This is a genomic window from Pseudodonghicola xiamenensis DSM 18339, assembly GCF_000429365.1.
GTDB classification, from domain to species: domain Bacteria; phylum Pseudomonadota; class Alphaproteobacteria; order Rhodobacterales; family Rhodobacteraceae; genus Pseudodonghicola; species Pseudodonghicola xiamenensis.
Genome location: NZ_AUBS01000015.1, coordinates 1 through 12,148 on the forward strand (window position 1 = coordinate 1; position 12,148 = coordinate 12,148).

The 12,148-nt window shown below is 63.2% G+C and carries 7 protein-coding genes, 1 tRNA gene and 1 pseudogene; 4 read left to right on the forward strand and 5 right to left on the reverse strand.

Annotation, left to right across the window (positions count from 1 at the left end; translation table 11 throughout):
* The first annotated feature begins 96 nt into the window (after positions 1 to 96).
* From G455_RS0113250 to G455_RS26035, 4 genes and pseudogenes are all read left to right on the forward strand, one after another.
* Positions 97 to 615: a hypothetical protein gene (locus G455_RS0113250; RefSeq protein WP_028094149.1), complete on the forward strand. Its 519-nt coding sequence runs from the start codon at positions 97 to 99 to the stop codon at positions 613 to 615.
* 151 nt (positions 616 to 766) lie between these two features.
* On the forward strand, positions 767 to 3,481 hold the full coding sequence (locus G455_RS0113255) for a glycosyltransferase (protein WP_028094150.1): 2,715 nt from the start codon (positions 767 to 769) through the stop codon (positions 3,479 to 3,481).
* Between the two features lie 232 nt (positions 3,482 to 3,713).
* Positions 3,714 to 4,991, forward strand: coding sequence for an ArgE/DapE family deacylase (locus tag G455_RS0113260; protein ID WP_028094151.1), 1,278 nt, complete (start codon positions 3,714 to 3,716; stop codon positions 4,989 to 4,991).
* A 532-nt stretch (positions 4,992 to 5,523) separates the two neighbouring features.
* Positions 5,524 to 6,131: pseudogene (locus G455_RS26035) on the forward strand (integrase core domain-containing protein); the annotation flags it as partial.
* Positions 6,132 to 6,464: 333 nt separating this feature from the next.
* Here the strand turns inward: G455_RS26035 and G455_RS0113270 are convergent.
* From G455_RS0113270 to G455_RS0113290, 5 genes are all read right to left on the reverse strand, one after another.
* A tRNA-Ser gene (locus G455_RS0113270) sits at positions 6,465 to 6,554 on the reverse strand.
* 192 nt (positions 6,555 to 6,746) lie between these two features.
* Positions 6,747 to 9,335, reverse strand: a complete 2,589-nt coding sequence (locus G455_RS24080; protein WP_051312482.1) for a DUF3772 domain-containing protein — start codon at positions 9,333 to 9,335, stop codon at positions 6,747 to 6,749.
* Positions 9,332 to 10,369, reverse strand: coding sequence for a cysteine synthase A (locus G455_RS0113280; protein ID WP_028094152.1), 1,038 nt, complete (start codon positions 10,367 to 10,369; stop codon positions 9,332 to 9,334). The genes G455_RS24080 and G455_RS0113280 overlap by 4 nt, the downstream gene beginning before the upstream one ends.
* 194 nt (positions 10,370 to 10,563) lie before the next feature.
* On the reverse strand, positions 10,564 to 11,670 hold the full coding sequence (locus G455_RS0113285; protein WP_028094153.1) for an NUDIX domain-containing protein: 1,107 nt from the start codon (positions 11,668 to 11,670) through the stop codon (positions 10,564 to 10,566).
* Between the two features lie 26 nt (positions 11,671 to 11,696).
* Complete coding sequence (locus G455_RS0113290) at positions 11,697 to 12,137, reverse strand: TrgA family protein (RefSeq protein WP_028094154.1); 441 nt, start codon at positions 12,135 to 12,137, stop codon at positions 11,697 to 11,699.
* Positions 12,138 to 12,148 lie beyond the last annotated feature (11 nt).

The following is a 12,148-nucleotide window of genomic DNA, read 5'->3' on the forward strand; positions in this document are numbered from 1 at the left end:
GATAGCGGGCGGCTGTGGGCTTGCTCATCCGAACCATCTAACGCCATGGATTCACGATGTGAATCCTTCCTAGCCAGAGTTCTGCAACAATGCCCAGTGGACCCGCCCGTCTACGGGCAGCACGACATCGTATTCGACCTTCCAGATGTAAGCGATATTTCCACCCAGCTTGCCCGATCCGGCCAGTATGATGATTTCACCTTCGACAAAACCGCTGCGCGGCCCTGGGGGCCCGGTGTACTCTATGAAATCGGGTTTTACATGGCCCATTACATGGGCTTCAAATCCATCGTGACCCTGGGCTGGGATGTCGGTGCCAAGAATACCTCGGTCATGCCGCATTTCTATGACCGGCCGGCGCCGCAGCGCACCCGGACCTTGGCCCAATCCCGGCGCATCCGCAATCTCAACGAACGCAGCCGTTTCCTGCACGATGGCGGCGTTCTTTACAACAAACCGCGGATTATCCCCGAGGAGGTCGAGATTTGCGCCGCCGCCAGCGGCGACTGGTACGACTGGCTGACCGCACAGGGGATCGACTTAAAGATCGTGTCCAAGGACGCCATGGTGGACGAACGCATTCCGCGCACACGGCTTGAAGAAGTGCTCGGATGATCCGGGTCGTTTTGCGCATCCGGGGAACTCCGGCGAGATGATCATCCTTCCGGCGCCAGCTCAGGCAGGCCCGGGACGATCGTTTGGGTATTGTGGCTGTGGTGTGTGCCCGTTTCCCCCGAAACTCCTGATTTCAAGAAGATAATATAACATGCTGAATGAGAAGACGTCCGAAGCGAGCTTGGAACGAGACCCGATCCTTCGGGTTTCCGCCGCCAACTACAACCCCGACACGCGGGAGCTTTTCGTCAGGGGCTGGCGCCTGCTGAAAGGGCGTGAAGGGCGGATCCTGATCCATAGCGCCTCGGGCCCCCTGCTGGGAGAGGCCAAGCAGGGCAAGACCCGCTCCGACGTTTACAAGGACTACCCCGAATATGGCGATCGCCGCGCCGGCTGGGAATGCCGTGTCTGGTTGCCCGAAGGCGAGTCCGTATCGCAGGTGCGTGTTGCGTTGATCGACGCGGACGACGATCGCGAACTGTTGAGCACCTCGATGAAGGTTTCGACCATGAAGCCGGCCAAGGACAGCGCGAAGAACAAGCGTTTCGCTCTGACCATGTGCAATTACGACACCGAAAGCCGCCTGCTCGAAATCGAGGGAGAGGCTTATCCGGAACTGCCGCTGCGCCGGCTTCTCGTACAGCTTGGCAACGGCCTGTCGGCGCCAGTGAATGAAATCTTCCTGCCCAGTCCCAATCAGGAACTGCGCACCGGCGGCGTCGTAAACCGCTTTGGCGGCTTCCGTTCCCAGACCCGTTTCGTGGGCCAGGGTGCCTTGTCGTCTGTCGCGGTGGTGGCCGAGCTGATTAATGGCGAACAGGTCGGCTGGTCAATCGCGCGCGATCAGATCCGATACGACCAGCCGAAGGCGCGGATCACCGGCATCAAGCTCGATTACCTGCGCGACAGACTGCGCTGCGAAGGCTGGTTCCGCAGTTACGAGACGGTGACCTCGATCTCGCTCAGTCTGGGCGGACAGGACTGCCACGGGATTCCGAAAATCGTCGAGGATCGCGAGCTGACCCAGAAGCTGGGGTTCCGGGGGCCGCAGGTTCAGCGTTTCGTCTATGACCTGCCGCTGTCCGAGGCGCTGAATGATCCAGAGGCACTGATTGCGGCGGATCTGAACGCGCAATTGTCACTGCAGCATCTCGGCAAGACGCTCGGCCAGTTCACCGCCGAGGCCTCGGCGATCCAGCAGATCACCGCCAAGGCGACGATGATCGTATTCGATCGCCGCAACTCGACCCTGATGGTCTGGGGCGAATGCGCCGCGGGCTGCCCGCCGAAAGCCGTAGAGCTGCAGATCGCCGGCCGCACCATCGGCAGCCCGCTGATCCCGGTGGTGCCGGATTTCGACCCGACCGCAGATATCACAAGCTGGTTCGTCGCAGGTGAGGTGAATTTCGACCTCGCGCCTAATCACAAGGTCGAGCTGCAGGTCACTAGCGGCAAGACCCAAAGCACCGAAATGTTGGCCGGGCTTCCCAAGCCGATCATCGTCAGCGCCAACAACCAGCTTCTGAGCCCGAGCGACGTCGAGGCGACGCAGCTGATCTACGACCATGACATCGCCGAGCGGCGATTGCCCGAACCTGTGGTCTGCTTCGCGCTGCAGGGGACGATTCTGAACAAGGGCGGCGGCACCACCCGGGTGCGGAACATGATGCAGGGGTTCAAGGCCGCCGGGTACAGCGTGGTGCTCTGTGATCGGACTGCACCCTGGGACTATCTCAAGGCGCTTGACGATTACAAGGATCTGCGCCGGTATTGTGACGCGCATCTGACGATCCCGCAGGCCTATAAACCCGGAGTGTTGCGCCTTGCGCTGAACGAGCTGAAAGAGGTCAAGAGCCCGACGGCCAGCACACGGCGCCTCACCTCTTACGTGGAACGGGCGCTCAAGAGCGGGCGGCTGATGAAGAAAGAGGGCGAGCCGTTCTATGATCGGGTCGATTCTCAGTTCAACTACGCCGTGGCGGCGGTGATGCATCACCTTGCGCCCGATGTCCTGATCTCGCAATTCGCCTGGAGTTGCGAGATGCACACCGCCTTGCCGGACGGGACCTATGGCATGATCGACACCCATGACATCCAGTCGGCACGCTACAAGGCCTTTTCGAAAGCGCTGGAACTTTATGGCCCGGCGGCGATCCCCAAGCTCGACAAATTCCGGGTCGGCCCGGATGCGGAGCGGACGATGCTGGGCATGGCCTCGGCCTGTATCGCGATCTCGCCAGATGAAAAGGCCGAACTGGACGAGATGATCGGAGCGCGCAACACCGTGCTCGCCATGCCCACGAGCCAGAGCATGGGGTTTGTCGGCTCCGCCCCGGAAAGCCAGTCGGTGCTGTTCGTCGGCAATGACTACGAGGCCAATAATTTCGGTATCGCATTCTTCCTGCAGGAGATCTGGCCGTCGATCCGGCAAGCGGTCGGGACCGCGCATCTGAATATCGTCGGCAGTTGCGGCGATGCGGTGGCGCAACATGCCGATGACCACGTCACGATCCACGGGGTGGTGGGCGACATCTTGCCGCTGTATCGCGATGCGGCAGTCATCATCAATCCGGTGCTGTTCGGGACCGGGATCGCGATGAAGATGACCGAAGCGCTGAGCAACGGCAAGGCGATCGTCGCCTCGACGGTGGGCGCGCGTGGTTTCGATCAGGCGGTAGAGGCCGGGGTGATCCTCAGGGAGGACGCACCGGAAGACTTCGCGCGGGCCGTGGCTGGATTGCTGAGCTCCCCTGAGGATCGCGCCGCGATGGAACGGGCCGCCTACGACTATGCCGGAACCTATCTGCGGCCCGACGTGCTCTATTCCAACCTCTTCAATTTCCTGGAATCAAAGCTGTTCTACTGACATCTCGCGGCAACCGGACCTTAGCGGTCCGGCGGCCCGCCCCTGTTCCCCGCGGGATTTGCCCAAATTCCGGTCCTTTCCCGCGCACCGAGGGCCGGAGCATGACATTTCCGTCAGGGGCCGTATCAAACCTGTTCCGAAGCTGGGCCGCCCGCCGCTAGGGTTCGGCGGACTGACCCGGCGTCTCGGAAGGAGGCTGCCGGGGCCTGAGGACCGGAAAGGAGAGGCGGCGGTGGAACAACAATTGCGCGACAAGATTTTGCAGGCGGTGGACGACGGGTTTGACGATCAGGTCGCCTATCTTCAGACGCTGGTGTCCTTTCAGTCGCAGCGCGGGGCGGAACGGCCGATTCAAGATTTCTTCTTTCGCGATCTGGCGGCGCGCGGCTTTGCCGTCGACCGGTTCGACATGGATGAAACGATGCTCATCGCCCATGAGGGCGGCGCGCCGTTCTCAGCCGAGCATTCTTCGGCGCCGATCGTGGTGGGCACGCTCTACCCGCGCAAAGAGACCGGCCATTCGCTGATCCTGCAGCATCATGTCGATGTGGTTCCCGTCGGGCCACGCGACATGTGGGAACACGATCCCTATGGTGGCGAAATCGTCGGGAGCCGGCTGTATGGCCGTGGCGCGGGGGATATGAAGGCGGGCGCCTCGGCCAATGTCTTCGCACTCGAAGCGCTCAGGCGCGCGGGTCTGCGACCGGCTGCCACGGTGCATCTGGAATCCGTGGTCGAAGAGGAATCCACCGGCAATGGCGCGCTGCAGGCCTTCCTCCAGGGCTATACCGCCGAGGCGGCGCTGGTGCCCGAGCCCGAGCAGGAAACACTGGTACGCGCTGCCTGCGGGGTGCTGTGGTTCGAGGTCGAGGTTCGGGGCATTCCGGTTCACGTCCATGAGATGGGGGAAGGCGCCAATGCCATTGACGCCGCCTATAGGGTCATCGGCACGCTGCGCGAGCTGGAAGCGAAATGGAACGCCGAAGCGCCGGAATACGAATATTTCAGCGGCAAGCAACTGCCGGCCAACCTGAATATCGGCAAGATCGCCGGCGGGGATTGGGGATCATCGGTCCCGGCCTGGTGCCGGTTTCAGGTGCGCGTGTCGATCCAGCCCGGACTTAAAGCCCAGGACAAGTTCCGCGAGATTGAGGAACATGTCGCCGCCTTCGCCCGCAGCGACCGCTTTCTGGCGCAGCATCCGCCCCGGCTGACACAGAACGGCTTCAACGCCGAAGGCTACGTCCTGGAGCCCCGCTCCGAAGCGGAAAAGGCCCTGGCTCAGGCCCATGAGGCCGCCTTCGGCACCCCACTGGAAACCCGGATCGCGCCGGCCTATCTGGATGCGCGGGTCTTTGCGCTCTACCATCAGATCCCGGTGCTCTGCTACGGGCCGAAAGGCTATGTCAGCCACGGTTTCGACGAATATGTCGATCTCGAGTCGTTGCGAACCACCACCAAGTCGATGGCTCTGTTCATTGCCGACTGGTGCGGGACCGAACCGCGCTGATCCCGAAACGCTCCGATCCGCCTACGTCGCGGGCCGGAGCATAGGCAACATCCGGTTTGCAGCCCTGCCCCTGGCACATTTGGCAAACACCCGTTTCATCGAACATGGCACCCTGCCCCGATCTGGCGGCACCAGGCACGCGTGGCCGATCGTCGTGCCCACCGCGGCCGGCCTTTGCCCCTCCTGAAGGGGGCACAACCTATTCATCCGTACAGTGTCACGCGTCGATCCGCCTTGGTAGCCCCCGTCCAGCAGAGGTGGTTCGGGAAATCTGAACGGCTGAGTAAGGTGGATTTCCCGCTCCTGATCCGGCAGCATTGCCGGGACGAAGGAGCGAAGATGACGAGACTGACCTGCCACGGGATTTCTCTTCTTCCTGCGATTTGAGACCGGCCCAACTTGAGAACGGACAAAGAGGCGAACGAGATTTTCGGACGGACAGGTCATCCATTGCCCGGCAGGCGCATTCGCAGAATGCTGCCCAGAGAGAGCATCCTGGCCGAGCACGAGGCATGGGGTGAAGCGCGAGGCGGTCGCGCATCTGAAGGCCCGGCGCAAGGCGGTCGGAACACGGGCCCCGATCTTGGTCGAGGCACGGCCCAATGCGCGCGCCCTCTCGTCGTTTGCTGTGCGAACAACTGCCGGTCGATGGGATCGCTGGATTTCGTCCATGACCAGTTCGCGGGCGGGCAGCGCTTCATTCGCCATTGGGCTCGAACCGATGGCGCCGCAATGGCTCATTGCTCAACGTGGTCGACGATATCACCCGGGAGTGCCTGGCGGCGATCCCGGACACCTCAATCTCGGGGCGCCCGTGTGGCGCGTGAACTGACGGCCCTGATCGAGCGCCGCGGCAAGCCGGGGATGATCGTCTCTGACAATGGCACCGAACGGACCGGTAATGCCATCCTAACCTTCGCTGCCGCACACCGGATCGAGTGGCACTACATCTCGCCATGAAAGCCGATGCAGAACGGTTTCATGGAGAGCTTCAACGGGCGGATGCGGGATGAACTTCTCAACAAGACGATGTTCCGCAACCTGGCCCACGCGCGGATCGTGATCGCCGCCTGGGCTGCCGACTACGATACCGAACGCCCGCACTCGGCCTTGGATTACCAGACCCCGACTGACTACGCGCGGCCCCCGACCACCGCAATCGCCCACTCGGCTGCGCGAAGTAAAGCCGCTCATGCCAGGCGATTGCACACCCGGCGCAAGTCAGCGCCGACGCCAACCAGGCTCCGGTCACGGCTGGAGAAAAGGCCCCTGGCAGGTCAACGCCGCTTGAGATGCCAAGTCTTTCCCCGCAACACTGGCCTCGACATGCCTCACCCCCACATGATGCCTCATGTAGCGCAAAAGTGATGCAAAATGTGGGGCAAAACAAGGCGTGAGGATGCAGCTAAAGGCTTCATTCACCGGCGATCTATTGTTTCAAAACAACAGAAAATGAAGTCGTTAAAAGGTATATGGCGGACAGTGAGGGATTCGAACCCTCGAGACGGTTTCCCGCCTACACACTTTCCAGGCGTGCGCCTTCGACCACTCGGCCAACTGTCCGTGTCGCGGCTATTTGCAGGATCGGCGCGGGCAATGCAAGGTGCAAAATCGCCTTTTTCGATCGTCCCGGCGCAAATTCATGCAGGAGATGCGCGACGCCCTTACCAACCACGCGCCAAGGCGCTGCCCCGCCGGCGCACCTGCAGATCAGCGCCACCAGAGACCCGCCCCAACCCGGCCCCGATGCCGGGCCTAGGGCTCCTCTCCCTCGCCTTCCGCTGTATCGGGACTATCGGGATCGACCGGTGCGGCGGATGCGACCGGGGTCGCTGGGCGGGCCGCTTCGACGGGACCGGCAGCGACCGGCGGCACTGGGCGCAGTGCTTCGGGGTTGCGCAGCCAGATGTCGCGCTGCGCGAAGGGGATCTCGATCCCTTCCTCGGCAAATCGCTTGGCAATCTCGTGATTCATGTCGGATTTCACCGACAGCACCCAGTTCACATCTCGCAGGATGGCGCGGATTTCGAAATCCAGCGAATCCGCGCCGAATCCCTGGAACACCACATTCGGCGCCGGATTGGCCAAGACCATCGGATGGCTGTCGGCAATATCGCGCAGGATGCCTTCGACCCGCCGGGTATCGGTGCCATAGGCCACCCCCACCGGCACAATCACCCGCCCAACGGTATTGCCGCGAGTGTAGTTGGTGACCATGCCACTGACCAGGTCGGCATTGGGCACGATCAGATCAGTACGGTCGAAGGTCTCGATCCGGGTCGAGCGCACCGAGATATCGCGAACATAGCCCATCTGGCCGTTGACCTCGATCCAATCGCCTTCGGAAATCGGCCTCTCGATCAGCAGGATGATGCCAGAGACGAAATTCGACACGATGTTCTGCAACCCGAAGCCGATGCCGACTGACAGCGCGCCAGCGACGATGGCAAGCGAACTCAGGTTGATCCCCGCCAGGGTGATCGCCAGCAGCGCCGATGCGATGATACCGATATAGCCAACGCCACTGACCACCGCATTCTGACCGCCCGCATCCAGCCGGGTGCGCGGCAGAAGGCTGCCCTTCAGGGCCCCCTGCAAGGCCCGGGTTGCCGCATAGCCGGCCCCGAAGATCACCGCGAAGGTCAGAAAATCGCTGGGCGAAATCGTGGTACCGCCAATGCTGAACCCTTGGAGAAACCGCGTCCACAGCTCGGTCAGATCGGTGGGGCGCGCGCCCCAGACCAGCGCCAGTACCGGCAGCGCCAGCAGCGCCAATGCAAAACCGGCGAGTGCGGGCACGATGGTTTCCTCGGCTGCGTCGCCCTTGCCGGACAGCCAGGCGTAGAGATTGCTGACAAAACGCTGCAGCACCATCACCACGCCGAACACCGCCAGCGTCATGATGGCCGGGAAGATGATCGCCTCAGCCATCGCCTGATATCCGATCGCCGCCATCAGCGGGGCCTCGATCGCGACAATCAGCGTCAGCGCCCGGATGGTCGATGCCATCCGCCGCAGCCCCGCCGGCATGATCTGGCCGTCCTGTTCGCGCAACAGGGTCAGCTTGCGCACCCGCAGCAGCAGCCAAGAGGCCACCAGAATGATCGGCAGCATCATCACGGCACGGGTGTTGACCGACACGTTCTGGACCGTCTCGATCTCGGACACCAGGCGATAGAGCACCAGCACCAGTGCCGCCAGCAGCATGGTGCGCCGCATCGCCGCCCGCACCGGTGCCGGCAGTGGAATGATCGCCTCTTTTTCGTTACGGGAATAAAGCTGTTCTCCCAGCCACATGAAGCCGAACAGCGTGATCCCCCAGACCGGCAGCAGGTTCAGCAACATGGTGCCGCGCAGCCCCACCACTTCAGAGGCATGCACTGCCCGGGTCAGCAGGAACAACCCGATCTGCGGCAGGGCGATGCGCCCCAGAGAAACCACGAAGCGGCCCACATGGGCACCGCGTCCGGCCAGTCGCCCCAGGGTTTCGCCCGCGCGTTCGGCCCAGGCGACGCCGCGGAACAGCAACAGCAGCCCCAGCCCGGTCAACGCCAGGATCAGCGGCAGGTTGCTGCGCAGCCGTTGCAGATCGCGCGCCGCGCGCCAGCTATTGGCGGTCTCGTTGCGCATGTCGCGCAGGAAACCGTTGAATTCGTCAAGCGCCGCGGTCCAGACCGACAGCGCCAGCGGTGGCTCCCCCCGGGCCAGCAGTTCAAGTTTCTGCCGGTCTCGGATGATCCGGTCGATTTCCGAGATCAGCCCGTCGGCGCGACTATAGGCCTCTTGCGCGACCAGCGCCGGCACCTTCAGCGTGGCAAGCTGTTCGTTCAGGCTCTTGCGCAGCGCCGCGATATCGGGGACTTCGCTTGTGCCCTCTTCCGGCGCCGGCCCCAGCGCATTCACCTGCGCCTGCAACGTCTCGATCCGGGCGGAATTCTTGTCCCGCTCAGACATGAAACTTTGCCGGTAAGATACGAGTTCGGCGCGAAGTTGCTCCAGCGCGGCATTCGAGGCGCGATTGGCGTCAATCGCCAGCTCGGCCCGGCGCGCGGTCGCCAGCCAGTCCTTGTAATAGGCGCTTTGCTGTTGCTCGCTTCTGTTCAGGGCGGCGGCATCGGTGGCCGCCTCCCTGGCCGCGCCGATAGCGGCCTCAGCCGCCGTGGTCGCCGGGACAGTGGGCGCCGAAACTGTCGCCGTACCTTCGGCGGACGGAACCGCCGGGGTCACGCCATCCTGAGCCTGCGCCGGCAGCCCCGTTATCAGACCCAGACCGACAAGACACAAAGCCGCCAGCGCAAGACGGCCTCGCCGGCCCGGGCGTTTGACACGCCCGGCCAGTGTCATGCTTCGTCGTCGAAAACGCCGGGAATACTGGCCGGCGCCGCGGTCATCCAATCCGCCACCGGCAGGCCTTTTTCCCTGAGGAAATCCGGGTTGTAGAGCTTGGACTGATAGCGCGTCCCATAATCGCAAAGCACGGTGACAATGGTCTTGCCCGGCCCCAGATCCCGCGCCAACCGTACCGCACCGGCCACGTTCACAGCCGAGGACCCCCCCAGTACGAGACCTTCCTCGCGCAGCAGATCGAAGACGTAGGGCAATGCCTCCTCATCGGGGAGCTGATAGGCGAAATCTGGGGTGAACCCCTCCAGGTTCTTGGTGATCCGGCCCTGCCCGATCCCTTCGGTGATCGAACTGCCTTCGGCCTTGAACTCTCCGGTGGTGTAATAGGAATATAGCGCAGCCCCCATCGGATCAGCCAGCGCAACCTTCACGCCCTTGGGTTGCAGCGCCTCGGCCACGCCGGCCAGCGTCCCGCCCGAGCCGACGGCGCAGACGAACCCGTCGACCTTGCCACCGGTCTGCTCCCAGATCTCCGGGCCGGTGGTTTCGGCATGGGCCAGCTTATTGGCGACATTGTCGAACTGATTGGCCCAGATGGCGCCATTCGGTTCGGTCTTGGCCAGCTCCTCGGCCAGACGCTGGGAATAACGGACATAGTTGTTGGGGTTCTTGTAGGGCGCCGCGGGCACCTGCACCAGCTCAGCCCCGGCCAGCCGCAGCATGTCCTTCTTTTCCTGGCTCTGCGTCTCGGGGATGACGATCACCGTCTTGAACCCCATCGAGGCACCGACCAGCGCCAGACCGATGCCCGTATTGCCCGCAGTGCCTTCGACAATGGTGCCGCCCGGTTTCAGTTCGCCCCGGGCGACGGCGTCGCGAATGATATAGAGCGCAGCGCGATCCTTGACCGACTGGCCAGGGTTCAGAAACTCCGCCTTGCCGAGGATTTCACAACCGGTCAGCTCGCTGACCTTCTTCAGCCGGATCAGAGGCGTATGTCCAATGGCCTCGGCCAGATCCTGTGCGACGTTCATCCTGTCCTCCATCGACGGCTTCTGACGCAGATGTAGCGCCGCCCCGCCGCAAGCTCAAGCACGGGAGCAAGCGCCCCGGAGAAATGCGAATGCCCGTTCCGGGCCCTGTACGGGCGATGGAATGCTGTTCCCTCCCACCGCACAGAGGCGAACGCCCGGTTTCCGCGACGATCCGGAACCGATCGAAAAGCCGGTCACGATTCCGCGCGCAGCCGGTCACGATGACGCGCCAACCAGTGCCCAGCCACCAAAAGCGGCATATCGCGATAAAGATGCCGGTCGATGCCTTCCATCAAATCGTCGAAGGAAATCACCGCGCTGCGGATGTCCTCGCCCTCGGAGGCCAGCCCGCCAACGCCGCCGGCGCCCCCCAGATCGGCCAGACCGACGAAGAGATGACAATATTCCATCGAGGACCCGGAACTGGAATAGGCCGCCCCGACCGTCTCCAGCCGCGACAGGATCACCCCCGCTTCTTCCTCCGCCTCGCGCAAGGCGGCCTGTTCCGGCGTCTCGCCCGGGTCGATCATGCCGGCGATGGGCTCCCACAACCAGGGCGCGGGATCACCGCCAAGATAAAGCGGCGCGCGAAACTGTTCGATCAGCAAAACGCTGTCACGCACCGGATCATAGGGCAGAATGACACTCGCCCGGCCCGTGGCCAGGCAAGAGCGGGCCATCGGCGCGCTCATGCTCCCATCATAGCGGCGGAATTGGAGAAGCGCCTCCTCCATCCCAAAATAGTCAGCATATGCAAAGCGATGCTCGATCATATTAACGTCTTGGGTGACGTCATGACCGGCCCTGTCGGGATGCGCGCTGATCGCCGTCCGCGCCGCCGCCCGCAACCGGATGCCGCGCAGCCGGCTGCGCAACCCTTCAGGCCCGAGCCGCCCGTACCAGCCCATCGCCTCGACCGCGACGCGGGTCATGAACGCCCCCCATTCGGCCTGCCACGCGTCGAACTCCAGCGCCGGGCCCGGTTCGGCCCCGGGGCCCGACAGAAAGACCTGAGCCTCGATCACGCCGCGCTCCGCCTCCACCTGCAGTTCTGCCAGATGCAGACCGAAAGCACCCTGGAAATAATCCAACCGCGCCAGTTCTTCCTCACTGACGCGCAGCAGTACGCCGGGCACGGCTTGGCCCTTGTCCGCGATCACCACCGGGGTGCTCAGGTCCGCGGTCCAATGCAGCGCGTGATCGGGCAGCTGTGCCGGCTGTCCCTCCGGAGCGACACGCCCCAGCAGGGTTTCCAGCAGCGGAGCATGCCGCAAGCAACCAGTCAGAAACAGGTCTGTCACGTTACAAATCCTTATATGTCAGTATATTATCGCCACATCTTGACAGCAAACCGGGTGATCAGGGCACCAAGAACGCCGCCCAGCAGCAGGGCCACGGGAATCTCCGGATTCAGGAGCACACGGGCGTAACCAATCATATTTTCAAGAAGTCCGCCGATGGCGTCCCCCAGCCCGTGATAGCGGCGATTCAGCGACAGGCGGAACATCTCATAGCCACCCTGCACGGCCAGCGCCCATACCGTCAGAACCACCGCGCTGGTGATGCCATTGTTCAGCGTGGCAATTGCCCCCGGACGGGCCAGCCGCCCCATCAGCATCCAGCCGACGGCCAGGCCCAGAGCGATGTTGACCTCAACGAACCAGCCGAAATCGGTGATCCCGGCCATCCGTGCCATCACCATCTGCGACACGCCCCAAGCGACCAGCGCCAGAGAGATCGCGGCAACAAGGCGGGCAGCAGTGGGCATCGGGCAAGCTC

Excerpts from the sequence above, each read along its gene's own strand:
- G455_RS0113280 (WP_028094152.1), bottom strand. The coding sequence starts at position 10,369 with ATGAACGTCGCACAGGATCTGGCCGAGGCCATTGGACATACGCCTCTG.
- G455_RS0113255 (WP_028094150.1), top strand. The coding sequence starts at position 767 with ATGCTGAATGAGAAGACGTCCGAAGCGAGCTTGGAACGAGACCCGATC.
- G455_RS0113290 (WP_028094154.1), bottom strand. The coding sequence starts at position 12,137 with ATGCCCACTGCTGCCCGCCTTGTTGCCGCGATCTCTCTGGCGCTGGTC.
- G455_RS24080 (WP_051312482.1), bottom strand. The coding sequence starts at position 9,335 with ATGACACTGGCCGGGCGTGTCAAACGCCCGGGCCGGCGAGGCCGTCTT.